Source organism: Collinsella sp. wc0583 (assembly GCF_046116915.1).
GTDB lineage: Bacteria > Actinomycetota > Coriobacteriia > Coriobacteriales > Coriobacteriaceae > Collinsella.
This window is the reverse complement of sequence record NZ_JBJXBN010000005.1, coordinates 12475-37617: the sequence shown is the minus strand read 5'-3', so window position 1 is coordinate 37617 and position 25143 is coordinate 12475. Positions and strand designations below refer to the sequence as shown.

The window sequence follows — 25143 nt, the reverse complement described above, 5'->3', positions numbered from 1 at the left end:
CACCTTCAAAGTCCTACGGTGCCGTCACAAGAGCGCTTGCGCTGTCCCCATCCGGAGAAGGGGACGATATGTCAGGCGTATTGTAACCCGAGTCATCCGCGCGAGCAAAACCACCACAAAGGTGCCTGTCCCCTTTGTGGTGGATATGGGCTCGCGACGACGCTAGCGGCGAAGTCCCAGCAGCCCGCGGCCGCGATGACGAGCGTCGGCGGGCACCTGAGCGTGCGGGCCGGCGGCCTTAACGGACTCGGGCAGGTGCGAGTACTTCTTCTCGAAGTTCTCCTCAAACATCACCGCCAGGTTGTGCGCTGCCTCGTCGTAGCGAGCGGTGCTCTGCCAGTACTGGCGCGGCACCAGGATGCCATCGGGCACACCGTGGCACGTGGTGGGAATGTCAACGTTAAAAATATCGTCGTGCACAAACTCGCTGTCCTCGATGGTACCGTCGAGGGCGCGGGCCACCAGGGCGCGCGTGTAGGCAAGCTCGATGCGATGGCCCACGCCATAACCGCCGCCAATCCAGCCGGTGTTGACCAGATAGACGCGCGTGCGACCGTCGGCGATACGCTCACCGAGCATCTTGGCATAGACCATGGGGTCGAGCGGCATAAACGGCTCTCCGAACAGCGAGGAGAACGTGGGCGTGGGCTCGGTGACGCCGACCTCGGTGCCGGGGATCTTGGCCGTAAAGCCCGTCACAAAGTGATACATGGCGGCGTCGGCCGTCAGGCGCGAGATGGGCGGCAGCGCGCCAAAGGCATCACAGGTCAAAAACAGCACGACGCTCGGAGTGGTGCCCATGCCCTTGGTCCACGCGTTGGGAATATGCTCGACGGGATAGGCCACGCGCGTATTGTGCGTGATCGAGACGTCATCATAGTTAGGCTTGCGATTCTCATCGAGCACCACGTTTTCGCAGATGGCGCCAAAGCGGACGGCGTTGAAGATCTCGGGCTCATGGAACGCGTCCAGGCCCTCGCACTTGGCATAGCAGCCTCCCTCGATGTTGAAGATGCCCATGTCGGACCAGCCGTGCTCGTCGTCGCCGATCAGCAGGCGCGTGGGGTTGGCCGAAAGCGTGGTCTTGCCCGTGCCGGAAAGGCCAAAGAACACGGCCGTCTCGTGCGTGACGGGATCCATGCTGGCCGAGCAGTGCATGGGTAGCACGTCGTCCTCGACGGGCAGTAGGTAATTCATGACGCTGAAGATGGACTTTTTGATTTCGCCGGAGTAACCGGTGCCGGCAACCAGAATCACGCGCTCCTGGAAGTTAATGACCACGGCGGCGCTGGAGTTGAGGCCCTTAATGGCGGGATCGCACTGGTAGCCCGGCGCGGCGAGCACGCAGAAGTCCGGCTCGCCGGTGCGCGCGATTTCGCGGGCGAGCGGACGGGCGAGCATTTGCTTAATAAAGAGCGCCTGGCTGGCACGCTCGCAGGCGACGAGCAGTCGACGCGTGTGGTTGCGGTCGGCGCCTGCCATGCCGCGCGTAACGAACACGTCGCGCTCGTTGAGATAGTCGACGATACCGGCCTTGATGGTCTCGTAGCTCTCGATCGAAAGCGGTCGGTTGACGGCGCCCCAGGCGATTCTGTCGTGAACATCGGGGGTGTCAACGATGAAGCGATCGTTGGGAGAACGACCAGTGCGTTCCCCCGTCTCGATCACCAGCGCGCCGTTGGATGCCATGCGGCCTTCTTCGCGGCGGATGGCATGCTCGACGAGCTCCGCGGCGGGTAGATCGACCAGTAGACGGGGTTGATTCTCGGCGGGATCTTCGACCAGCGTAATGCCAAAATTGGACAGAACTTCTGCAGGGGTAACACCAGGCATGGGGCCTCCTTTAAAAACGCGACACGTGGACGCGGCGCGCACTTTACTCACGTAAAGCCCGTTGTACCCGATATGCAAAAACGTTTTTGCGGCAACGGCGAAGCGCCCGCCCAACGGTCAAAAATCGCAGGCAAGCGGCCTAGCCATTGGGGACGCTCTTGAACAGGCAATAACCAAGGAGTGTCCCCGGATGTCGGCACATAAGGAACGTCCCGAAGTGCCGACTACTGAATGGCGCCGCCGAAGATATTGAACAACCTGTTCAAAAACACGAGCAAACGCCGTCGCGTCTATACTAAAGCGCAGCAATAGAAAGGACTCCGCCTTGAGCATCTCGCCTCTCGATAGTATTCGCCGCGCCATCGCCCGCCGCAATGGCGTCGCCGACCCCGCCGTAGCGAGCGGCGGCACCGCAAAGGCCCAAGGTGGACGCATCGAGAACGGCCTGTTCCCCGCATCGCATACCGCCGAGGAGCTCGCACGTATCCAAGAGTTGAGTCAGCGCAACGCCGGCGGCCCCGACAGCGGCCAGGCCACACGTCGCCGACGCGAGCGCGATCGCGAGCCCGGCCCCATCCACCGCATGGTCAACGCCTGGTGGAACCGCCTGCTCGGCGCTGTCTACGGCGGCGGTTTCTCCACGCAGGAAGCCGAATACGAAGAGCACGCCACCAGTCGCGACTATCTTTGGAACACCCTCGGCACCGCCGTATGGGGCATGGCGTTTCCGCTGCTCACCATCGTGTCCACGCAGCTTGTGGGCGCCGAGGAGGCCGGCAAGTTCTCCATCGCCTTTGTCACCGGCACGCTCATCATGATCGCGTGCAACTACGGCGTGCGCAATTTTCAGGTCTCGGATATCGACGAGAAGACGTCCTTTGCCTCCTACCAGCTCAATCGCTGGCTTTGCGGAGCGATCGCGCTGGCCTGCGGCCTTGCATACAGCAGCGCCCGCGGCTACGACGCGCACATGGCGACGATCGGCCTGGGCGTCTACCTGTATAAGGTGATCGACGGCGTCGCCGACGTATACGAGGGCCGCCTGCAGCAGGCCGATAAACTCTACCTGGCCGGCATGAGCCAAACGCTACGCTCCGTCGGCGTCATCGCGGTCTTTAGCGTGGCGCTGTTCCTTACGCGCAGCATGCCCATCGCGGCGATGACCATGGGTGTCACCGCCATCGCCTCGCTCATGCTGGTCACCGCGCCGCTCGCTCTGCTCGAGACCGAAAAATCGCGCCACGTGAGTCTGCGCGAGGTCGGCCACCTGTTTGTCCAGTGCGCCCCGCTCTTTGGCGCGCTCTTTTTATTCAACCTTATCGAGAGCATGCCCAAGTTTGTGATGGAAGGCACGCTGGCCTACAAATACCAGCTGTACTTTAATGCCCTGTTCTTTCCAGCGCAGGCTATTTTGCTGAGCATCGGATTTGTCTATAAACCGCAGCTCCTGCGTCTGTCGAGCATTTGGGCGAACCCGCGCAAACGCCGCCGTTTTGACTTGATTATTATTGCCGTTATGGCACTAATCGTGGCCATCACCGGCGTGTGCGCCGCATTTATGGCCGGTCCCGGCATTCCCCTCATGAGCTTTATGTACGGCCTCAACTTTGAGCGCTACCGCACATTGGCACTGCTGATGGTCGTCGCCGGCGGTGTAACCGCGGCCATCGACTTTATCTATGCCATCATCACGGTGCTGCGCCACGCTGGAGACGTCACCAAGATCTACCTGATCTGCTTTGCCGTGAGCGTAGTGCTCCCGGTGATCCTGATCAACCTGCTTGGCCTGATGGGTGCCGTCGTAAGCTACCTGGCTATCATGGCCCTACTGCTGGTGCTGTTGATTGTCGAATACGCCCACATCCGCCAGCGCATAGAACGAGCCCGCAACCCGTACGGCGCCTAATTAGCTGCCCCCGGTCACCGGAATTTGCGATGGAATCACCCCGGCCGGGGTCTCGTTGCGGACAATATGCATCACGCAAACCTAAGTGAGTAGACTTTTACCGAATCCCCGATCACACCGACAAAGCACAAGTCTGTGACCTGCGGTTTTATTGAGGCAAATATGTTGAGTGCTCGGCATTTCCAAAAAAGTCTACTCACTTAGCCAGCGGGCAGCCAAATGATTATTTAATCCCCGTCCCAGAAAAATCAATTAGCGGGCAGAAGGGCAAAAGTAGTCAAAAAGGCCCCGTCCCAAATTAGCTACCCTTTGCAGCGATTATTCGCCCGGGTTGATGTTCGCATAAAACTCCGCCCCGTCATCCAGACGCAGGATGCCTACGCGGCCGAACTCGGAACCGGTGGCCGCCGCGCAGTCGATATCGATGCGATCGGGCACACCGGCGGTATCCTCGCCACCCAAGCGCACCATTTGCCCGCGGCCCGACTCCTCATCGAGCCCTGCCAGGCCGCCAACCTCGCAATAGCGCCCCAGCGACACCGTGGGCGTGTGGCCACTCACCACGACCGGACCCTTGCCCTCGGCAGAAAGCAGCCCCGTCGGGGCATCCCAATAGCCATGGCGAATCCAGAGCAGGTCATCGGACGACTGCACGGCGAGCATTTGCTGCAGCAGCTCGCGATCGGCATCCACCGCCCCCGCACCATCGGCACAATCGACACCATGCTCAAGAAAAAACGTACGCGCCGCCTCGGTCTGAATGCCGGCGTGCACCAGCAGATACGGTCGCTCGGCAGTCTCTGCCACTGCATAGAGCGGCAGGGCAGCAGCCCAGCGCACCAGCTCCTCGTATGCCTCAAATTCCATTTCGTTGAGCTGTTGGCGCGTAGTCCAGCCGCCGTTGATATCCCAGGTCTCGGCATCGAGCGGGTCCTGGCCAATGATCGCGTCGAGCATAATCTGCTCGTGGTTGCCCTTAAGCACGCGAGAGTTGGGCAGCGACCGCACCAAGTTGATGACACCGACCGGATCGGGACCGCGGTCGATCATGTCGCCCAGCACATATAGCGTGTCGTCGGACGTCAGCGAGATCTTGGAAAGGGCCTCGTCCAGTGCGCGCACGTGCCCGTGAGCATCAGATGTCACATAGATCGCCATGGAACGCCTTTCCCTGCATTACGGCCGAAGCCCGATGCCACGACTAAAACTTCAAGTTGAACTTAAACGTTACCCATTGTACTCCGTTGCAATAACGGTGGAAAGTGCCACCACAGCCAACGGCCACAAGCGGCCGCCCGCACGCTCCGGAAATACCGCGCCACCATCATCAACGCTCCACCCAGCACCACCCCCCGCCCCGGCCTCGTGTCGATAATGCGAACGCCCGCGGCTCGGCCCCATAAACCCACCACCTTTGGGTACAAATAACCACAGATAATTGACCGTGCCACGCAAACCACCCAGAAGCGGACACTATCCATGAACCAGATACTTCTCTTTATCGGCCTCGTCATCATTTTGTGCCTGACCATCAAACCCGTCGGCAAAAAGCTCCCCTTCCCCACCCTGCTCATCTTTATCGCGCTGGGCATGCTGCTGGGCGTCAACGGCCCCGCGCACATCGACTTTAGCGACTACGCGCTTACCGAAACCGTCTGCAGCACGGCGCTGCTGTTCATCATGTTCTACGGCGGCTTTAACACCAACATCGACCGTGCCAAGCCCGTCGCCGCGCCCGCGGTACTGCTGAGCACGCTCGGCGTCGTCATCACCGCCGGCATCACGGGCGCCTTTGCGCACTTCGCGCTGGGCTTCGACTGGATAGGCGGCCTGCTGCTAGGCTCGGTCGTGGCGTCGACCGATGCGGCGAGCGTCTTTAGCGTGCTGCGCGAGCACAGCCTGTCACTAAAGGGCGGCACCGACTCGCTGCTCGAGGTCGAATCAGGCTCCAACGACCCCGTCGCCTACATGCTCACCGCGGTGCTCGCGACCCTCGCGGCGGGCGGCAACATCGACACTCCCGTGTTGCTGGCCAAGCAGATCATCCTGGGCGTGGGGCTGGGCCTTGCCATCGGCTGGACATCCAGCCGCCTGATTGAACGCGCACATGCAACGGCCGAGGGCGCGCAGACCATCTTCTTGTTCGCCGTGGCGATCGTGGCCTACGCGCTGCCGAGCTACCTGGGCGGCAACGGCTTTTTGGCCGTATACCTGGCAGGTATTGTTCTGGGCGCGAGCGACATCACCGGCAAGGTCGAAATGGCACACTTCTTCGATACCCTCACCGAGATGGCCGAGATGACTATCTTTTTCTTGCTCGGTCTGCTCGTGACGCCCGCACGCCTGTCGCAAATGCTGCTACCGGGCCTGGCACTCATGGCGTTTATGCTCTTTGTGAGCCGCCCCATCGCCGTGGGCCTGCTGTTGGCGCCCTTTAAGACTAACCCTCGCCAGGTTGCGCTCGTAAGCTGGGCGGGTCTGCGCGGTGCCGCTTCGGTCGTGTTTAGCCTCTTTGCCGTGGTGGTCGGTGTTCCCGGTGGTCACGACCTGTTTGACCTGGTGTTTGTGATCGCCGTGTCGAGCATTGTGGTGCAGGGCTCGCTGCTGCCGGCGGTGGCGAAGAAACTCGATATGATCGACGCGGAAGGCGACGTGCGCCGCACGTTTAACGACTACCGCGACGAGGACGGCATGTCTTTCGTTAAGCTCAAGGTGGGTGTAGGGCATCCGTTTGCGGGGCGCTCGCTCGCGGACATTGGCAGTGCGACGGACATGCTCGTAGTCCTGGTGCTGCGCGACGGCGCGCACCCGGTGCTGCCCAACGGCGATACCGTGATCGAAGAAGGCGACCTTCTGGTTATGGCCGCGCCGACGTTTGAAGAGCGTGCCGAGGTTACGCTGCGCGAGGTCACCGTGACACCCCACGGTCGCCTGGCAGGACTGCGCCTGCGCGATGTGCCACAAGGCAAGCACCCCTTTATCGTCGTGATGCTCAAGCGCGACGGCCAAACCATCATCCCCGACGGCAACACCCTCATATACGCCGGCGACGAAGCCGTCATCGCCACGCTGGCGTCGTAGCCATCCCCACCCATAAGTTGCGGTGAAATAGGGACTGAATAGGCCTTCTAGCAGCCCAAACAGTCCCCATTTCACCGCTTCTTATTGAAGGGATGGGGTTGAAGTTCAATCGCGGCTACCATTCCTCGTCTGCGCCGTAGTCATCGTCCGCGTCACCATCGACGGCAAAGTCGCAGAGGTCGAGGCCTTCGCGTTCGGCTCGGGCTAGGAGCTCTTGGGGCGACTCGTCCTCGATATCCATCACGTCGAGCATGGCGGCCGGAAAACCCACGCCCGCCGCACTCCCCGCGCGGTCGAGCAGACTCTCGCGCAGTTGGTCTACATCAACTTCGATTTTCATGGTGAAACCCCCTATCGGCAATCGCGACCGAACAAACCGCATGCCCCAAATGAGGTGCAATAAATCCCAGATACCGCCATAATAAAACAATGAACATCAGGGAGGTTGCGGACGATGGATAAGCTCGATGCCATAACGGAACAAGTCAGGGACTTTTGTGATGCACGCGACTGGCGCAAGTATGACACGCCAAAAGAGCTCGCCATCGGCATGGCAACTGAGTCCTCCGAGCTCCTTCAGCTCTTTCGTTTTATGAGCGACGAGCGCATTGCAGAAATGTTCGAAGACACCGAGCAACGACAAGCCATCGAAGACGAAGTCGCCGACACGCTCCTTTTCCTTCTGCGTTTCGCAGATTTAAATGAAATCGACCTGCCAGCGGCGCTTTCGTCCAAGCTCAAGCGCAATGGCGAGCGCTACCCCGTCGACGCATCATCTAATGAATACAGAAAGGCGGACCATCATGAGTAATGAGTTCGCCCTTCGGCAATACACGCTTCCCCTGCCCCAGCCCTTTGAGACAAGCGAATCTCTTCAGGACTTTGGCACGCCAAAGCCTGGAGCCCATCATGACGAGAGTTGGCCCGTCCTTTACATTCTCACCAACAGCAGAAACAAGACGGCATACATCGGCCAAACAACCAACTACCAGCGCCGTATGAAACAACACGCTGCAAACGTGGACAAGGACTTCGACCGGACCCTTCTGATCGACAATCCCACCTTCAACCAATCCGCAACGTTCGAGTTCGAGAATCGACTTATTGAGCTGTTCTGTGCCGACGAAAAATACCAGGTCACCAATGCCAACAACGGCTATGCCCAATTCGATTATTTTGAGCGGCCTCAGTATCGCCAGAGGTTCCGAGACCTCTGGACAAAGCTTCGCGAAGAAAACTACGCGATTCATCCGATTGAAGAGCTCGAGAACTCCGATCTGTTCAAGTTCTCGCCTTTCAAGACGCTTACGCCCGACCAATACGAAACGATCGAGACGATTTATAAACGTCTCGAACAGGAGCATGAAGACGCAAAACATGGCGGCTCAAAAAGAGAACGTATAACCGTCGTGAATGGCGCGCCGGGAACAGGTAAAACAATCCTCGCCATCAGTCTCATGTTCAAAATCAAAAATGAGCCGAACCTTTCCGGTCTGCGGGTCGGTTTTGTCACCCCCATGGATTCCCTGAAGAAGACCCTCAGGAAACTCACGCACTTCCTTCCAGTGCTAAAGCCTGGCGATATCTTGAGCCCCAGTGACGTAACCAAAAATGATCGTTATGACATCCTACTTGTCGATGAAGCACATCGACTGGGTAATTATCTAAGCATGGGCTCCGGCATCAAGGCCTTCTATAGCACCTGCGATCGTCTCGGCCTTCCGCATACGAGCAACCAAGTTGACTGGATATTCAAATGCTGCGACAAGGCATATCTGTTTTATGACCCCAAGCAGCAAGTCAGGGCATCCGGCCTCAATCGAAACGGTCTTGAGCGGTGACTTAACCAACTCGAAGAAGAGGGCATTGAAACTGAAGAGTTCAGCCTAAGCACGCAAATGCGAGTACGCGGCGGCGATGAGTATCTCGACTTTGTATATGATCTACTCGACAACAAGGCGTACATGCATGCCGGCATGAAATTCGAAGAACTCTTTTCATCGGAGCCTTACGATTCGCGAGCCGGGGATCCGGACAGCGATACCCCCAGATACCAGTTTGGAATCGTCGACCAATTTGAGGATTTCTGTTCCCTGCAGCAAGCCAAGGAAGAGGAAGTTGGTCTATCCCGCATGACGGCAGGTTTTGCGTGGAAGTGGGAAACGAAGAAACACAAAGACGCGTTCGACATCGTCATTGAGGGCATCCCTAAACGTTGGAACTCGAGTCAAAAGGATTGGGTTAACTCCCCCAACGCCGTCAACGAGGTCGGATGCATCCACACGGTGCAGGGCTACGACCTCAACTACGGCTTCGTAATTCTGGGGCCAGACATTTACTACGACAACGACAAAGGGGGCGTCTGCGTTAACAAGGCAAACTTCAAAGATACCGTCGCAAAGAAAAAGGCAAGCGACGACGACCTACGAAAGATTATCGTCAACGCCTACTACGTTCTCATGACGCGCGGCATGCTGGGAACGTTTCTTTATGTATGCGACCCGGCGCTCAAGGAGTATTTGTCACGGTATATCCCGGTGATATAGACCTAACGACCGCCCTCCCCCATGTAACCATCCTGTAAATCATAGCAGCGCACTCGAGTTTTACCGTGATGCGGTCGCGCCTGGCGCTCCACTGTGCTAAAGTATCCCGAACGTTCAAACGACTACGAGGGGAACTAGAAGATGGCACGTGTGCACAACTTCTCAGCTGGCCCGGCCGCGCTGCCTACAAGCGTGCTCGCCGAGATCGCCGACGAGATGATGGACTACCGCGGTTGCGGCATGTCCGTGCTCGAGATGAGCCATCGATCTAGCATGTACCAGCAGATCATCGACGACGCCGAGGCAACCCTGCGCCGCCTGCTGAGCATCCCCGACAACTACCGTGTCCTGTTTTTGCAGGGCGGCGCCACGCTGCAGTTTGCGGGCATTCCCATGAACCTCATGCGCCGCGGCCGCGCCGGCTACGTCGTGACCGGCAACTTCGCCAACAAAGCGTACAAGGAGGCCGCAAAGTACGGCGAGGCCATGCTGCTCGCGAGCTCCGAAGACACCAATTTCGACCGCATTCCCACCATGACCGATATCAACACGCGCATTGCCGCCGAGGCCGCGGGCGATGGGCTCGACTACGTCTACATCTGCCAGAACAACACCATCTTTGGCACCATGTACCACGGGCTGCCCGATTGCGGCGATGTGCCGCTGGTCGCCGATGTCTCGAGCTGCTTTCTGTCGCAGCCGCTCGACGTCGAGCGATACGGGCTCATTTACGCCGGCGCGCAGAAAAACGCCGGCGCCGCGGGCGTGACCGTGGTCATCGTGCGCGACGACCTCATCGCCGAAGGCCCCGCCTTTGCGCAGACGCCGCAGTACCTGGACCTCAAGACCCAGGCCGCCAAGGGCTCCATGCTCAACACGCCCAACACCTTTGGCATCTACGTGTGCGGCAAGGTGTTCCATTGGGTGGAGCAGACCGGCGGACTCGCCGCCATGGCCGAGCGCAACTGGGCCAAGGCCAACCTGCTCTATGACCTGCTCGAGCACAGCGAGCTTTTCCATGGCACCACGCAAGCCGACAGTCGCTCCATCGCCAACGTCACCTTCCGCACCGGCGACGCCGAGCTCGACGCGGCCTTTGTCGCAGGCGCGGCCGAGCACCAGATTCAAAACGTCAAGGGCCATCGCCTGGTGGGCGGCATGCGCGCCAGCGTCTATAACGCCGTAACCATGGAAGACGTGCAGGCCCTGGCCTCGTACATGAAGGACTTCGAAGCGCAGCATAGTTTGAGTCCGCGATCTAACTAGCCCGCAACGCGCGGGCCGACCAGCCACTTCAAACCACCTGTTTAAACCAAACCTGCTAAGGAGTTTTTCATGCGCAAGATTAAGACCATCGACGACATCACTAAAGACGGCAAAGTCGAGTTTGGCGAGGGCTACGAGTTTGTGGACACCGCCGAGGAGGCCGACGCCATCCTGATGCGCTCGACCGACCTGCACGGCTACGAGCTGCCCGAGGGCATCCGCGCCATCGCCCGCTGCGGCGCCGGCGTCAACAACATCCCCGTCGAGGAGTACGCCAAGAAGGGCGTCGTCGTCTTTAACTCCCCCGGCGCCAACAGCAACGCCGTCAAGGAGCTCGTCCTTGGCATGCTGGTGCTCTCGAGCCGCGGCGTCGTGCAGTCGATGAATTGGGTGCGCGACAACGCCGACGACCCCGAGATTCAGGTCGACGCCGAAAAGGCCAAGAAGGCCTTTGTGGGCCGCGAGCTCAAGGGCAAGCGCATCGGCGTTATCGGTCTGGGCAACGTAGGCTCCAAGGTCGCCAACGCCTGCGTCGATCTGGGCATGGATGTCTACGGCTACGATCCGTTCATTTCCGTCGAGCACGCGTGGGTGCTGAGCCGCGAGGTGCAGCGCGTGGGCACGCTCGAGGACCTCTGCCGCGGCTGCGACTACCTCACCGTGCACGTGCCCAGCAAGGCCGACACCATCGGCATGATCAGTACCGAGCAAATCAACCTGCTGGCACCCGACGCCGTGCTCATCAACTACGCGCGCGAGACCATCATTGACGAGGACGCCGTCGACGCCGCCCTGCGCGAGGGCAAGCTTAGCTGGTTTAGCTGCGACTTTGCCACGCCCAAGACCGTCAAGATGCCCAATACGTTTATCACCACGCACTCGGGCGCCGGCACCGGCGAGGCCGAGGCCAACTGCGCCGACATGGCGATCAGCGAGCTCAAGGATTACCTGGAAAACGGCAATATCGCGCACAGCGTCAACTACCCCGCCTGCAGCATGGGCAAGGCGCGCGCCGCGAGCCGCATCGCCTGCCTGCACGCCAACGTGCCCAACATGATCGGCCAGATCACGGCCATTCTCGCCAAGGACAACGCCAACGTGCAGCGTATGACCAACGAGTCCGCTGGCGAGAACGCCTACACCATGTTCGACACCGACGAGCACCTGAACAGCAGCACCATCGAGGCGCTCAAGCAGATTCCGTCGATGCATCGCGTGCGCGTGATCAAGTAGCGTCGGCGACAAGCCTGCCAGACAGGCCACGACGCCCATTCGGCCCCCGTTTTCACGAAACGGGGGCCGATTTCGTTGCTCCGGCTGGTTTTGAAAATGCTACCCATAATAAGTTTTTTCGGATAATCGACAGTGAGGCCCTAGTCGCTAAGCACAACTGCTTTTACAAACAGCTTTATCAGGGGTTTTAGTAGGTAAAAATCGATCTCTATATGCCAAACTAATGTTGACTGTCCATTTTCCGAAATAACTTGCTCTAGGTAGCACTTTTCAAGCCAATTCCAAGGAGCAATTGAAGGCTATTCGCAACTAAAACCCTAGCTTCCGCGACCGTTTTCCACCCGCGCGGCTACATTCCCGCCCAATCGATAAAAATCTCCTCACGAAGTCGCCGTTCGAGCTCTTGCTGCCGCGGCGTCTTGTCTTTCAACGGCATATCGAGATAGGACATGATAAGCTCCATCACCACGCGGAAGGCATCGGAGTCAACCAGCTGACCATAGGTCATCAGAACGACGGGATATCCCATCGTCTGAAGGGCCGTCGTTCGATCGGAGTCCGAGATCTTGGATTCTATGAATCCGTGAATGGCTTTACCTTGACATTCAACCAGGCACTCTCGGCTGCCCTCCTTATTTGACAGCAAGATATCGGCGTAGCGCCTATCAAGCCCCGAAATCAGGCGGGCGCTGCGCGTCATGCGAATCTCGACATTATTGGTAAGGCGCAGCCCTTCGCCGCCGCGCAGCCTCGAAAGGCCAAACAGCATCGAAGCTTGGACCTCAAGCGGCGATGCCACAACCCCCGTAATGCATTTCGCGGCACGTGTGAACGATTTAGCACCGCGGAGTCCCTGGATCTTATTGGCGAACTCCGTAAGGTCAGAGAGCTCGATCAAGGGAGGTCGTTTCCACAAGTCCGTTGGATTCCCCGAGGCATCCTTTACGTTTTCCCAGCCCGACCGTGCGTCACCCCACCGGCTCCCATATGCCTGCTCAAGCGCCAACTTTACCTGAGGCGCAATCTTGCACACGGTAAAGGTGCCGCACATCTCATACATGCACATGATCAGACGCTCGTTTGAGACCGAGGAAGCCAGGGTCAGCAGCGTAAAGAGCGGGGACGCGACATCAAGGCCAAACTCCGTCTGCCGCACGGAGCCAAACGGCCTCCCCCCGTTCCAAACATGTCTTACAATGCGACCGCCTTTACGTCCGCAGCCGCCCTGCGCCAACACGTGTAACGGGGTGTCCAAGAAATGCTTGACGAGCGGATGCTCACAAAGGCGTTCCCTGCGCGGATCGTCCGCAGAATCGGGCAGGTCCGGCATTATTGCCAAGACCTGTGGAGGTATCCGGTGATACCGAAAGGCAGATATGTCGCACAGCATGTCGTCCATGAAAGATACGTACCCACTATGCCGTTTGCGAGCCCGCACGGACGGCAAACGCGATTGCTCAGCCTGCGAACGGTAAATACTGCTACAACATGCACGTCGCGAATCTTCCAGGTGGCTTACAATCGGTTTGGAAAGCAGGCTGATTGTGAAGTTGCATATGGTTGATGAGGACTTTGCCTGGCGGCTTGCGCAGGAGCTTGTGAAGATTGACAGCTCAGACCCCGGCGCGTATGAGCTCGAGATCGAACAACATATCAAAGACCTGGTCGAGACATATGTTGCCAAACTCGATTCGCCCGTGCTGGACACCGCAGAGATACGCGAGCTCGAAGTGTTCCCCGGGCGCTGCAACCTTATGATTACCGTGCCGGGCGCGAGCGGCGAGGCGCGGCTCGTCTACATCTGCCATATGGATACCGTCACCCTAGGCGATGGCTGGAACGCGGACACGACCGTCGGCTTCTTTACCGGCTGCACCGATACCGCCGTCATTGCCGGCAAGCCGGGTAACCGCAATTGCATGAGCTACGGCCCCGGCTCGTTGGTGCTCGCGCATAAGCCCAACGAGCCGGGGCCCATGCCGATATCGTTCGCTGCCAGAACGTACTCATCGCGCTTGTTGACAACACGCTCTGGGACGCAAGCGTCCAAGTTGGGGCATAATAAGCCGCGAACAAACCGACTCGCGCGTTAGGACCGCCCATGAAAGCACTTCCGTTTCCCTGCATCCGCCCAGCTCAGGACCGCGTGCTCGAAGCGCTGCCGCAGATGGGCGGTATCCTGAGCAGCAACGACGCCCTGCGCGACGCCATCGCCGACGGGCTTATGCTCAAAGATCCGGGCGCGGCGTATTACGTGTACGAGTGCTCGGGCGAACCGGGTCGCGTGACGGGTGTCGTGGCGATTTGCCCGGCCGGCGTACTGGCGGGCGACGGCGCGACCCCCGCAGGTGCGACCGCAGCCGCCCGCGCAATCGCCGAGCTTAAGGTCCAGCCGCGCCCTGTAACGCTCGCCTACGAGGCCTCGCCCGTCATGGATATCATCCTCGGCGCCGCCAAAGAGGGCGCGTCGCTCTATGCCGTCACCGACCCCGCCGGCATTACGCACCGCGTGTGGGAGGTCAAGCGCGAGGACGCCGTTGCCGCCATCCGAGCCATGCTCGACCAGGCACCGGAGCCGACGCCGGCTGACGATCCCACCTATGCTGCCGCGCTGGCAGGGGCGGCGCAGCTCCTGGCAGACGAGGCACGCACAGCCGGCACCTACACGGGCAAAGAGCCGTTCAACTTTACCGTTGCCGCGCTATTCCCCGCCGCGCAGGTCACCGGCGGCGCACCGCAGGTTCCAACGGGTCTGCTCACCCACCAGATCGCAAGGTTCTAACAGGGCGTAAACGCCCAGTACAAAGACTCGGCAGCTCAACAAACAAGGGGCGGGGATACATGCGCATGCATCCCCGCCCCTTTCACATCGAGCAATGACATCGGCGATCCGTATCGCCACGCCCGCGCTACCCGCGCTGCGGACCCGATGCCGCCACGAGCGGCTCAACCCCCAGCTCGCGCGCATAGTCTTCTTGCGTAAAGACTTCGACCAGATCAAACGTATCGGCTGCATCGTCAAATGCAAAATGCAGCACTGAGCAGTTGCCCGGCACGCGCTCACGCTCGTCGGCCGCCGCTCCCCTCACGTGGTCCAAAAATTCCTTGATGGCTGAGGCATGGCTCACCGCGAGCACGCACGAATGGTCCGGACTTCGCATAAGATCGGTCAACGTCGACACCATGCGCTCGCGCACCTGCATCTGCCCCTCACCACCAAACTGACGATAAAAGTCACGCCATGGGCGCTCGGGCATGAGCATCACGCGCTCGGCCTCAAAGTCGCCAAAAAACCACTCGCGCAGGCCATCAAGGCGCTCGTAGGCAAGGCCCGGCCACAGGTTGGCGATAGTCTGCTCGGTGCGGTGCAGTGTGGAGGTGTAGGCATGATCGGGTTCGATGCCGCGCGCACGCAAGAACATACCGGCGCGCACCGCCTGGTCGCAACCAAGCTGCGTGAGTGGCGAATCGCTCCAACCCTGAATAATGCGCTTAAGGTTGAATATCGTCTGTCCATGACGGACCAGATACAGATCTTTATTCATAGGGGGGTCCTTTCGCTCGTTACCAATCAAGGAGCGAAAACGCCCCATCACAATAGCTAAAATGAAGCACGGCGCCGTTGTCGGGCTGTTCTCCCCCGCCGACCACATACTCAAGAAACTCCTGGCAGGCAGAGCCATGAGAGACTGCAAGCACACAATCGTGCTGCGGTCGAGCCATAATACGGGACAGCGTTGCAACCATGCGCGCCCGAAGCTCGCCTTCAGACTCGCCACCAAAGGCGACCGGATAATCGCCCCAGGGTTGCGCCGGCATCTCGCGGTTTGATGTGCCCTCCAACGATCCCAAATGCCACTCGCGCAGGTCATCGACCAGCTCTATGGAACGGCCCTCGCCAACGATCAGCTCTGCCGTACACCGTGCCCGACCCAACGGAGACGAATACGCATGGTCAAAGGAGATGCCGCGCGCCTCAAACGCCGCGCGCGTCGCCAGTGCCTGCTCGCGCCCGCGCACCGTAAGCGGCGAATCGTGCCAGCCCTGCAAAATGTTCTGCACATTGAGCTCGGTCTGCCCATGCCGCGCCAAATACAGATCGGCCACATGCCCTCCCCTCGTACCACCACAAAGGGGACGGGCACCTTTGTGGTGGTTTACCGCCGGATCACGCCGGGGCGACGCTCAACTACACCAGTACGTCGGCGAGTGGACGCTTGGGTACGTGGTGTACCTGTGCCTCGTCACGCCAGTAATTAATAGAGCCGTCGGGGTTGGAATCAATTGCATCGATCACCTGTGTCTCGGCGGGAACGCCAAAGACCATGATCAGCTTGACCTCGTACTTGTCGCCGTCAAGTCCCATGACATCAATCGCACGAGGCGGAAAAGCCTTGAACATGCACGCCGCCACCTCGGGCGTAGCGCTGCGGGCGGCGAGCATCATCGTCTGCGCGGCGATACCAGCGTCTGCCTCGGTGATTGGCGCGGCAGGCTTGCCCGGAGCGGGACGCTCGGCAAGGATCGCGATATAGCCGGTCGGGCGCTCGCCCTCGACAGGACCCGACCAATCCTTGAGCGCACCAGCCCATGTGAGCTTTTCAAATAAGCTCGAACACTCCTCGGCGTCGCTCACCACATGAAAACGCAGACGCTGAGCATTAGCGCCGCAGGGAGCCAGGTGCGCCAGCTCTGCCAGCTCAAGCAAAAACTCGCGCGGTACGCGCATGGACTCGTCAAATCGACGGCATGTGCGGGCACGACGGACCAGCGCGTCAAACGATTCCAGACCGAGTTTTTCGCAACCTTGCTTTGCCATCAACTCCACGCTCGACGGCGCCGCGGGAACAGCTTCGTTCATAGAGACCCCCAATACAAGGCAATTGTTCTTAGGAAAATCTAACCTAAAACGCAGGCAATAACGAACAGGGCCGCAATGTTCTACACCTGTTGAATAGAAAAACGCGACATGGGGAACAACGAGAACAAATCGGGACCTTTGGGTTACACTTCGCCCTCCCCAACCCATACGCCGGTGCCTTTAGGCGATACTTGTTGTAGCAACTGCGGCATACGCCGCAAAAACAACAATGACGGCAAACGCCGTGCGGAAAGGAGACCTCATGGGCATCTTTAAGAACGACGACCAGCAGTCGAATCTGTTTGGATTTGACGAGAAAAGCATGGCAGGCAAGGCAATCAAGGCCGTGCGCTGGATCTACGCCGCCACGGGCGTCATCGCACTGCTTGCCGGCATCGCGCTGCTGTTTGCGCCCGCCAAGTCCCTCGTCTTCCTGACGACCGTCCTGGGCTTCTACTTTGTGATCACGGCTGGCGTCAGGCTGTTCACCGCCATTTTTGAGCCGCTGCTGCCCGCCGGCTGGCGCGTCACGAGCATCATCTCCAACCTGATCATCATTCTGGGCGGCGTCATAATCCTGCGCAACCAGGCCTTCTCGACCGCGACGCTCACCACGCTCGTGGTGGTCGTGGCCGGCTTTGGCTGGATTGTCGAAGGTGTCATGTCCATTCTGGAATCCGAGCTTTCGTCTAACCGCGCCCTCGCTATCCTGAGCGGCGCGCTCTCCATCATCGCCGGCGTGTTCGTGTTTATCTATCCGCTGTGGTCGGCAAAGATGCTCGTCATCTTTAGCGGCGCCGCGCTCCTGGTGTTTGGCGTGACGCTGATTATTCGTGCTATCCGCTTTGGCAAGCTGGTGCGCTAGATGCCGCGAACGCTGTTTATTGATGGCGACGCCTGCCCGGTCACGCGTGAGTCGATCGACTGCGCGCGGCGGGCGGGCGTCGCCGTGGTTATCGCCGGCAACAGCACGCAGAACCTGGAACGCCACATTCGCCGCGACGATCCGCGCGATGCCGAGCACGCACGACACGGCTTTTGGGTCACGACGCTCGACGTGAGCGTGGGCGCCGATAGCGCCGACTTTGCCATTGTCGAGCGTCTGCAGGCGGGCGATGTGGTCGTGACGCAGGACATTGGCCTGGCGAGCATGGTGCTCGGCCGCGATGCCGCCGCCATCGGCGTGCGCGGGCGCGTGTACGACAAGGCGACCATCGACATGCAGCTGTTTATTCGCCACGAAGAAAAGAAGGTACGCCGCGCTGGCGGTCGCACCCGCGGGCCGGCAGCCTTCACCGGCGAAGACCGCGCCCGCTTTAAGCGCAACCTCACCGAGCTGCTGCGCTAACCAAGGCAGATTTTTAGGCTATGCCCGGAAATTTGCCTTTTTGTTCTGACCGGTGTGAGCGCTCAGGATCCGTGGCTCAACAAAAAAACGGGCTTCAAAATGCCATGCGTCGCCGCATTGTGCAGGCGCCGGGCATGGCTATTTTGAAGCCCGTTTTGTTAGGCCTACTTAGAGGCCGAAGGCGGATAGGACGAGTCCCCAGCCGGCGCCGATGACGTACATCATGACCAGGAACACGGCATTTTCGCGAGCGCTGCGGTTGGTGCGGAACAGGACCAGGTAGCCCACGCCGGCGGAAATGAGCGTGCCGGCGAGCATCGGTGCCAGTTGCAGCGCGCCTTCCAGATACAGCTGCGTAATGACCACGCTCGCCGAGCAGTTGGGGATCAGGCCGACAAGCGCCGAACCCAGAACGGCGAGCGTCTCGTTGCCGCGCAGGAACTGCTCGATTGCGGACTCACCAAAGGTCTCGAGCACGGCGACCAGAATCAGCGTCACTAGGAAAATGAATACCGATACCTGCACGGTATGCGAGATGGCGCTGCGGATAATCGACAGGACGGGCGCACCTTCGTGTGAGTGAGAGTGACCATGGCCATGATGGTGTTCATGCTCGCCCTCATGACCGTGATCGTGGACATGTCCATGTTCGTGCTCGTCCTCGTCGTCATCACAACCGCAATGGTCGCGCTCGCACAGCTCATGGATGTGGTCGGCGCTCACGCCAGCCTCGGCCACCTCGTCGATGATGTCACCGCCGCTGTGATCGTCATGCGCGCAGTTAACATGTGCCGGATTGACAGCGGTTCCCAACACGGTACGGCGAATCGCCGCATGCGCGCGGGCGTTGCGACGCAGACCGCGAATGGCGGCATCCACGATAAAGCCCGTGACCAGCGCAATCAGCGCTTTCGAAGCCAAAAGCATCGCCATAGTCTGCACGGGAACCTGCTCGGCAAGTAGCAGCGGCAGCATCTCGTCGGAGGTCGAGAGAAACACCGCCACCAGGGTACCCAGCGTCACGACGCGACCGGCGTATAGCGTTGCCGCCATGGCCGAAAAGCCGCACTGCGGCACCATGCCCAGCAACGAGCCAACCACGGGGCCAGCGGCGCCGGCACGCTTGATGGCGCCGTTGACGCGATCGCCTGCCACATGCTCGAGCGTCTCGAGGACCAGATATGTCATCAACAAGAACGGCACCAGCGAGAGCGTGTCCTTGCCGGCGTCGAGCAGAATATCAATCAGCAAATCCATGACGGATGGAACCTTTCGTGTCTTTCGGCAGCATTGTAAAAGTCCTAGCGTTCAACTAGGGTATTGTAATTGTCCTAGGCGCGATGCCAGTAGTTGCCCATGGTAAACTATCATCTCGCCATAACTCGACAAACCCGAGCCGCACGACGCGGCCCGTCCAAGGAGCAGTTATATGAACGTTTCGCAAGCACTCGAATACGAGCGCCAGCCGTTTATCCCCATGTTTATCTACGGCGACCACGGCGCCATGGAGTCCGAGCGCCAGAAAGGCGAAGAGGCCCTCAAGGTGCTCGAGACCGAATACTTTACCGCCGAGGACGACCCCGGCTTCGATTTTGCCACCGTGCGCGACCTGGCCGACCGCAACCGCGACCTGTGCGACCAGATTGGCGAGGCGCGCCTGCGCAACGTGACACCCGCGACGCTCTCGCGCGGCCTGTCCGACGCCGACACCTGTGCCGCCATCGGCAAGATGCAAAAGCGCACTGCCGCGTCCGTCATGCGCGAGATCCGCGGCGACCGCGACGCGCTCGGCGTCGCCTACGCCCGCAAGCCCATCCAGGGCACCGTGCTGGGCATCGACATCGAGACCACCGGCCGTGCACCCGAGCGCGGCTACATCATCAACGTGGGTTGGGAGATCATGGACCTCACCAGCGACGCCGTCCCGCACGACGCCGAGGCGCACTACTGCGGTCTGCCCGACATCTATCGCGGCGAGGACGTACCGCTGTCGAATATCCACCACATTACCTGGGCCGATATCGACGGCAAAAAGCCGTTCCGCGAGAACAAGGAACTGCAGAGGCAGCTGCTCAAGCTCATGAAGAAGTACCCGTACATGGCGCACAACGCCGCCTTTGAGGACAGCTGGTTCAAGATTCACCTGGACGGCTACGCCGAGGCGCGCCGTGCCGGCAAGATCATCGTCATCGACTCGCGCCAGATCTGCCGCAGCCTAGACGCCGACGTGCGCTCGCTCCCCCGCGAGTCCGCGCCCGCCGCACTCGAAAACTGGGCCCGCCGACGCGGCACCCTCGCTGCCGACGCCAACGAGCAGCACCTGGGCCTCGACGACACCGACCTCATGCTCCGCACCGTCCAAGCCGAGTTCAACCTCAAGAACCTGTTTGCCAAGTAGGTTGCCAGGCAGAGGCTCCATTCGCGAGCAATATTTGCCGGACCATAGCGCCCCGCGCAAAAGCGACACGCCGAGACGTCCTTCTCAAGCGACGCAATGCGGGCCGATATCCAAGTGGATATCGGCCCGTTTTTGCACGTCGCTAAGGTACCCACGTTGACATCGGCGGCCTTATCCGCGCCCACCGATGCCCTTAGCCGCCACCAGGACCAATCGATAGCAAAAAAAATCGCGAATTATATTGACATATGAACTTACGCTCATATACTCGGAAGTAAGTTATATGAGCGCATGTTCATATGAAAGGATATTGCAATGAGTATCCGCGTTGATGAAATAGAGTCCGGCATCGACACCACCATCGTGCCCGACGTCCCCACCACCTGCTCGCCCGAGGACCTTCCCGACGAGGAGCTGCTGTACGACCTTGCCGACCTGTTCAAGGTCTTTAGCGACACAACGCGCATCAAGATCCTTTACGCCCTCATGGGCCGCGAACTCTGCGTGGCAGACATCGCCGAAGCGACCGCGACCTCGCAGTCTGCGGTGTCACACCAGCTGCGCACGCTCAAGCAGTCGCACCTAGTTAAATTCCGGCGCGACGGGCGCAATATCCTCTACTCGCTCGCCGATGATCATGTCTATACCATGCTCAACCAGGGCATGAGCCACATCTGCGAATAGCGACCAACCACGGTACCAGCGCGGCCTGCACCCAAGCCGCAAGACAGGGAAAGGAACCCACCATGAAAAAGCAGTTCAAGCTCGACGAGATCGACTGCGCCAACTGTGCGCGCGAGCTTCAGGACGAGCTGGCCAAGCTCGAGGGCGTCAAATCCGTGTCCGTTAACTTTATGACCCAGAAGCTGACGCTCGAGGCCGATGACGCCGAGTTCGACGAGGTGCTCGACCGCGTCGTGGAGTTTACGGCCGACGCCGAGCCGGACTGCGAGATCATTCTCTAGCCCAGGTTAACGCCAACCCAAAAGGCCGCGCTTGCCGCGGCCTTTGCTCGCGAAATTATATGAGCGAGTGTTCATACATTCAAATGGGAGGTTTGAATCATGGCAGCCGCCGATCCCACAAAGAAAAAGAAGAAGCGCAAGAAGAAAGAGTCCCTTGAGCATAAGCGCAATCGTATCCTGGTAGCGCTAGGTATTTTTGCGGTGGTGTACGCCCTCGAGGAGCTCGGTACCCTTACCGCCGCATTCGGCACCCCGGGTAACGTCTACGCCAGCTTCGTGCTGTTCCTGGTGCCGTTCCTAATTGCCGGCTACGACGTGCTCCAAAAGGCATACAACAACATCCGCCGCGGCAAGGCCTTCGACGAAAGCTTCCTCATGGCCGTCGCGACCATCGGCGCGTTTGCCATGGTGCTCTTCCCCGACACCGATCCGCACATGGCCGAAGGCGCCGCTGTCATGCTGTTCTATCAGGTCGGCGAGCTGTTCCAGGCCTACGCCGTGGGCAAGAGCCGCAAATCGATCAGCGCCATGATGGACATCGCGCCCGATTACGCCAACGTCGAGCAACCCGACGGCACACTCGAGCAGGTCTCCCCCGATGACATCGCCGTCGGCACCGTCATCGTCGTCAAGCCCGGCGAGCGCGTACCCATCGACGGCGTCATCGTCGAAGGCGAGACGCAACTCGACACCGCCGCCCTTACCGGCGAATCGATTCCCCGCCCGGCCAAAACCGGAGACGATATCATCAGCGGCTGCATCAACATGACGGGCCTCATCCACGTGCGCACCACCAAGCCATTTGGCGAGTCCACCGTCGCGCGCGTCCTGGAGCTCGTAGAAAACGCCAGCGAAAAGAAGGCGCGTACCGAGAACTTCATCACGCGCTTCGCCCGCGTCTACACGCCCGCCGTCACCGGCGCGGCCGCGGTACTCGCGCTCGGCGGCGGCTTGGTCACCGGCGCCTGGTCCGACTGGATCCTGCGCGGCCTGACCTTCCTGGTCGTCAGCTGCCCGTGCGCGCTCGTGATCAGCGTCCCGCTGAGCTTCTTTGGCGGCATCGGCGGCGCATCCAAGCTGGGCGTCCTCATCAAGGGCTCCAACTACCTCGAGACGCTCGCCGAAGTGGACACCGTCGTCTTTGACAAGACCGGCACGCTCACCAACGGCACGTTTTCGGTCGTGGCGGTACACCCCGAGGCAGGTTATACCGAGCAGTCGCTGCTCGAAGTCGCGGCCCTTGCCGAGTCGTTTTCCGATCACCCCATCGCACGGTCCATACGTGCCGCCTACCAGGGTGAGCTCGACCAGAATCGCGTGAGCGACTCCGCCAATGTCGCGGGTCACGGTTTCACGGCAACCATCGACGGCAAGCGCGTCGTCGTCGGCAACGCCAAGATGCTTGCTGCGGCCGGTATCGACGCTCCCAATTGCGAGGTCGTCGGTACGATCCTCCATGTGCTGGTCGATGACACGTACGCCGGCCATATCGTAATTGCCGACACCATAAAGGCCGATGCCGAGCAGGCTATTCGCGACTTGCACGCTGCCGGCGTCAAACGCACCGTCATGCTCACGGGCGACCGCGAGGAGGTTGCAGCGTCTGTGGCCAAGCAGCTGGGGCTCGACGAGTTCCACGCGCAGCTCCTGCCAGGCGACAAGGTCGAGCGTGTCGAGGCGCTGCTTGCAACCGAGAGCGGCAAGGGCAAGCTCGCCTTTGTCGGTGACGGCATCAACGACGCACCCGTGCTCACGCGCGCCGACGTCGGAATCGCCATGGGCGCCATGGGCTCGGACGCCGCAATTGAAGCTGCCGACGTGGTGCTGATGGACGACAAGCCGTCCAACATCTCCCGCGCGATCCGCGTGGCGCGCAAGACCATGACGATTGTTTGGCAGAACATCATCTTTGCGCTGGGCATTAAGCTGCTGATCCTGGTGCTCGCGGCGCTCGGCATCGCCAACATGTGGCTTGCCGTCTTTGGCGACGTGGGCGTGGCGATCATCGCCATCCTGAACGCCATGCGCGCGATGGGTGTCAAGAACCTGTAGCACTCGTGGTCCCTCCGGCCGGGGTCGGGCTTGGTTTTGAAAACGTCCTCGACCAATGAAGCGCCCCCGTTCTGCTCCTTCGGAGCTACGAACGGGGGCACTTCTGGTCTGCGGAATGTTTTCAAAACCAAGCCCGACCCCGGCCTGCGGTGACGTTGCTGGTGGTTCTTGGGCATCGCTTGCTAGCGGGGTTCCCTGTCTGAATTGAACTTTGTTGGTGGGGCTACTGGTCCCGGTCGCTGGTTCGCGCTTTGCGCGAACTCCGCGCTACTGGGGATCAATTAGGCTTCCGTTGCTGGGCCCGCCACATCTTCCCGCCCCAACATCGATCTTAGCTTCTCAAAGCTCTCCTCGCTCAGGCAATGCTCCATGTGGCAGCCCTCTTGCGAGGCAACCTCGGGCGCTACACCTGCGTCCTCTAGCAGCCCCACAAAAAAGCAATGGCGCTCCCACATTTGACGGGCAACCTCAATACCGCGTTCCGTCAGATGAACATCTCGTTTTCCCATTTCGACATAGCCGTTGCTTTCCAGCGTCGCCATGGCCTTGGAAACGCTCGCCTTGGTTACGCCGAGGTACTCCGCAACGTCGATCGAGCGCACGATGCCCTGACGTTCCGACAGAACGTAGATCGATTCGAGATAGTCTTCTCCGGATTCACGTAGGGCCATGGGCCGCCTTTCGCGATGGCTTCTAGTTAGCCTTTGGATACTTTTGCTTGATTCACTTTACCGCAAAAGTTGCCCATGTCTTACTACGTTGTTTAAAAGTTAGCCGTGCTTCACAAAATGCGTAATACAAGCAAAGCGACACGGCACGCAACGCGCAAGGAGTGTCCCCAGCTACCGGCAGAAAAGGAACGTCCCCAAGTGCCGAGCCGCAGCTATAGCAGCCCAAAGTGCTTCGCTGCGTTATAGATCCCGTCGTCGTCCACGGCGGTCGTCACATAGGTCGCCGCAGCTTTCACCGTGTCCTGTGCGTTGCCCATGGCCACGCTCGTGCCCACGGCGGCAAACATCGACAGGTCGTTCTCGCCGTCGCCAAAGGCAATCGCCTCGCTCGCGTCGATGCCCAGGCGCTCCAGCGTCGCCGCCACGCCCAGGTCCTTGCCGCCGTTGGCCGGAATAATGTCGCAGAACAGGTCGCACCAGCGTGTGGTTGTAGAATGCGACAGGACATCGGTAACTATGCCCTGGTCGGCCGGGTCCACAAAGGCGCAGAACTGGTAAACCGGTGCATCGAAAGCATGCTCAAAAGGCTCCTCGTGATACGAGATTCCGGCATTGTCGGCAGCCGCCACCACACGCTTGGACAGACGGTTCACAAACGAGTTCTCGCCCTGCATGCACAGCGAGTCGTAGCGACCCTGCGCCACCTGGCACACGATCGCCGCGACGTCCTCCGGATCAATTGGGCAACTGCGGTAAACGCCGTCAGCGTCAAAACAGTGCTGGCCCGAAAGCGTAATGTACGCATCCCATCCCAAGTCGAACAGCCAATCCGGCATCTGGTAGGTCGGGCGACCCGTGGCAATCACGCACGCAATCCCCTGCTCGCGAAAGCTGTCGAGCACCTGCTGCGCCGATGCCGGAATCCGATGGGTCTTAAAGCTCAGCAACGTGCCGTCGATATCGAAAAATGCGGCCTTGATCAT

General features: G+C 60.0%; 23 protein-coding genes and 1 pseudogene. 14 read left to right on the top strand and 10 right to left on the bottom strand.

Annotated elements, in window-relative coordinates; all coding sequences use genetic code 11:
* Positions 1–162 precede the first annotated feature (162 nt).
* Complete coding sequence (pckA, locus tag ACKUUJ_RS05350; protein ID WP_409064903.1) at positions 163–1833, bottom strand: phosphoenolpyruvate carboxykinase (ATP); 1671 nt, start codon at positions 1831–1833, stop codon at positions 163–165.
* A 325-nt stretch (positions 1834–2158) separates the two neighbouring features.
* On the opposite strand from pckA, the gene ACKUUJ_RS05345 reads away from it, so the two are divergent.
* On the top strand, positions 2159–3739 hold the full coding sequence (locus ACKUUJ_RS05345; protein ID WP_409064902.1) for a lipopolysaccharide biosynthesis protein: 1581 nt from the start codon (positions 2159–2161) through the stop codon (positions 3737–3739).
* Positions 3740–4057: 318 nt separating this feature from the next.
* On the opposite strand, the gene ACKUUJ_RS05340 is transcribed toward ACKUUJ_RS05345, so the two are convergent.
* Positions 4058–4897: a metallophosphoesterase gene (locus ACKUUJ_RS05340; RefSeq protein ID WP_409064901.1), complete on the bottom strand. Its 840-nt coding sequence runs from the start codon at positions 4895–4897 to the stop codon at positions 4058–4060.
* A gap of 321 nt (positions 4898–5218) precedes the next feature.
* On the opposite strand from ACKUUJ_RS05340, the gene ACKUUJ_RS05335 reads away from it, so the two are divergent.
* Positions 5219–6820 carry a potassium/proton antiporter gene (locus tag ACKUUJ_RS05335; RefSeq protein WP_409064900.1) on the top strand — a complete coding sequence of 534 codons (1602 nt, stop codon included), beginning with the start codon at positions 5219–5221 and terminating at the stop codon, positions 6818–6820.
* Positions 6821–6935: 115 nt separating this feature from the next.
* On the opposite strand, the gene ACKUUJ_RS05330 is transcribed toward ACKUUJ_RS05335, so the two are convergent.
* Entirely contained in the window at positions 6936–7160 is a 225-nt protein-coding gene (locus ACKUUJ_RS05330) for a hypothetical protein (RefSeq protein ID WP_225093714.1), read from the bottom strand.
* Between the two features lie 114 nt (positions 7161–7274).
* Here ACKUUJ_RS05330 and ACKUUJ_RS05325 point away from each other — a divergent pair, with 114 nt between their 5' ends.
* From ACKUUJ_RS05325 to ACKUUJ_RS05310, 4 genes and pseudogenes are all read left to right on the top strand, one after another.
* Positions 7275–7631, top strand: a complete 357-nt coding sequence (locus tag ACKUUJ_RS05325) for a nucleotide pyrophosphohydrolase (RefSeq protein ID WP_409064899.1) — start codon at positions 7275–7277, stop codon at positions 7629–7631.
* A pseudogene (locus ACKUUJ_RS05320) lies at positions 7522–9366 on the top strand (DNA/RNA helicase domain-containing protein). Before ACKUUJ_RS05325 ends, ACKUUJ_RS05320 begins: the two are co-directional and overlap by 110 nt.
* A 141-nt stretch (positions 9367–9507) precedes the next feature.
* Positions 9508–10632, top strand: coding sequence for a 3-phosphoserine/phosphohydroxythreonine transaminase (gene serC / locus ACKUUJ_RS05315; RefSeq protein WP_409064898.1), 1125 nt, complete (start codon positions 9508–9510; stop codon positions 10630–10632).
* 69 nt (positions 10633–10701) lie between these two features.
* Positions 10702–11865: a phosphoglycerate dehydrogenase gene (locus ACKUUJ_RS05310; RefSeq protein ID WP_409064897.1), complete on the top strand. Its 1164-nt coding sequence runs from the start codon at positions 10702–10704 to the stop codon at positions 11863–11865.
* A 349-nt stretch (positions 11866–12214) separates the two neighbouring features.
* On the opposite strand, the gene ACKUUJ_RS05305 is transcribed toward ACKUUJ_RS05310, so the two are convergent.
* Positions 12215–13264 (bottom strand): hypothetical protein, encoded by a 1050-nt coding sequence (locus ACKUUJ_RS05305; protein WP_409064896.1) that lies wholly within the window; start codon positions 13262–13264, stop codon positions 12215–12217.
* Positions 13265–13409: 145 nt separating this feature from the next.
* Here ACKUUJ_RS05305 and ACKUUJ_RS05300 point away from each other — a divergent pair, with 145 nt between their 5' ends.
* Together ACKUUJ_RS05300 and ACKUUJ_RS05295 are read left to right on the top strand one after the other, a co-directional pair.
* On the top strand, positions 13410–13958 hold the full coding sequence (locus ACKUUJ_RS05300; RefSeq protein WP_409064895.1) for a hypothetical protein: 549 nt from the start codon (positions 13410–13412) through the stop codon (positions 13956–13958).
* A gap of 8 nt (positions 13959–13966) precedes the next feature.
* A complete protein-coding gene (locus tag ACKUUJ_RS05295; protein ID WP_409064894.1) occupies positions 13967–14647 on the top strand; it encodes a DUF1015 family protein in 681 nt (226 codons plus the stop codon).
* Positions 14648–14774: 127 nt separating this feature from the next.
* Here ACKUUJ_RS05295 and ACKUUJ_RS05290 read toward each other — a convergent pair whose 3' ends face one another.
* The 3 genes from ACKUUJ_RS05290 to ACKUUJ_RS05280 all read right to left on the bottom strand — a co-directional run bounded on the left by ACKUUJ_RS05290 (position 14775) and on the right by ACKUUJ_RS05280 (position 16726).
* Complete coding sequence (locus ACKUUJ_RS05290) at positions 14775–15410, bottom strand: histidine phosphatase family protein (protein ID WP_409064893.1); 636 nt, start codon at positions 15408–15410, stop codon at positions 14775–14777.
* 19 nt (positions 15411–15429) lie between these two features.
* The gene (locus ACKUUJ_RS05285; RefSeq protein ID WP_409064892.1) at positions 15430–15972 is read right to left on the bottom strand and encodes a histidine phosphatase family protein; all 543 of its coding nucleotides are present in this window, start codon (positions 15970–15972) and stop codon (positions 15430–15432) included.
* 82 nt (positions 15973–16054) lie between these two features.
* Positions 16055–16726 carry a nitroreductase family protein gene (locus ACKUUJ_RS05280; protein WP_409064891.1) on the bottom strand — a complete coding sequence of 224 codons (672 nt, stop codon included), beginning with the start codon at positions 16724–16726 and terminating at the stop codon, positions 16055–16057.
* A 262-nt stretch (positions 16727–16988) separates the two neighbouring features.
* On the opposite strand from ACKUUJ_RS05280, the gene ACKUUJ_RS05275 reads away from it, so the two are divergent.
* Both ACKUUJ_RS05275 and ACKUUJ_RS05270 read left to right on the top strand, forming a co-directional pair.
* Positions 16989–17591, top strand: a complete 603-nt coding sequence (locus tag ACKUUJ_RS05275; protein WP_409064890.1) for an HdeD family acid-resistance protein — start codon at positions 16989–16991, stop codon at positions 17589–17591.
* Positions 17592–18074, top strand: a complete 483-nt coding sequence (locus ACKUUJ_RS05270) for a DUF188 domain-containing protein (RefSeq protein ID WP_409064889.1) — start codon at positions 17592–17594, stop codon at positions 18072–18074. It abuts the gene before it with no gap.
* A gap of 168 nt (positions 18075–18242) precedes the next feature.
* On the opposite strand, the gene ACKUUJ_RS05265 is transcribed toward ACKUUJ_RS05270, so the two are convergent.
* Positions 18243–19331, bottom strand: a complete 1089-nt coding sequence (locus tag ACKUUJ_RS05265) for a putative manganese transporter (RefSeq protein ID WP_409064888.1) — start codon at positions 19329–19331, stop codon at positions 18243–18245.
* 172 nt (positions 19332–19503) lie between these two features.
* Here ACKUUJ_RS05265 and ACKUUJ_RS05260 point away from each other — a divergent pair, with 172 nt between their 5' ends.
* The 4 genes from ACKUUJ_RS05260 to ACKUUJ_RS05245 all read left to right on the top strand — a co-directional run bounded on the left by ACKUUJ_RS05260 (position 19504) and on the right by ACKUUJ_RS05245 (position 23489).
* Positions 19504–20472 (top strand): 3'-5' exonuclease, encoded by a 969-nt coding sequence (locus tag ACKUUJ_RS05260; protein WP_409064887.1) that lies wholly within the window; start codon positions 19504–19506, stop codon positions 20470–20472.
* Positions 20473–20787: 315 nt separating this feature from the next.
* Positions 20788–21156 carry an ArsR/SmtB family transcription factor gene (locus ACKUUJ_RS05255; RefSeq protein WP_409064886.1) on the top strand — a complete coding sequence of 123 codons (369 nt, stop codon included), beginning with the start codon at positions 20788–20790 and terminating at the stop codon, positions 21154–21156.
* Between the two features lie 62 nt (positions 21157–21218).
* On the top strand, positions 21219–21437 hold the full coding sequence (locus tag ACKUUJ_RS05250) for a cation transporter (RefSeq protein WP_117583778.1): 219 nt from the start codon (positions 21219–21221) through the stop codon (positions 21435–21437).
* Positions 21438–21536: 99 nt separating this feature from the next.
* Entirely contained in the window at positions 21537–23489 is a 1953-nt protein-coding gene (locus ACKUUJ_RS05245) for a heavy metal translocating P-type ATPase (RefSeq protein WP_409064885.1), read from the top strand.
* Between the two features lie 281 nt (positions 23490–23770).
* On the opposite strand, the gene ACKUUJ_RS05240 is transcribed toward ACKUUJ_RS05245, so the two are convergent.
* Positions 23771–24160 carry a metal-dependent transcriptional regulator gene (locus ACKUUJ_RS05240; protein ID WP_409064884.1) on the bottom strand — a complete coding sequence of 130 codons (390 nt, stop codon included), beginning with the start codon at positions 24158–24160 and terminating at the stop codon, positions 23771–23773.
* Positions 24161–24372: 212 nt separating this feature from the next.
* The gene (locus ACKUUJ_RS05235; RefSeq protein ID WP_409064883.1) at positions 24373–25143 is read right to left on the bottom strand and encodes a Cof-type HAD-IIB family hydrolase; all 771 of its coding nucleotides are present in this window, start codon (positions 25141–25143) and stop codon (positions 24373–24375) included.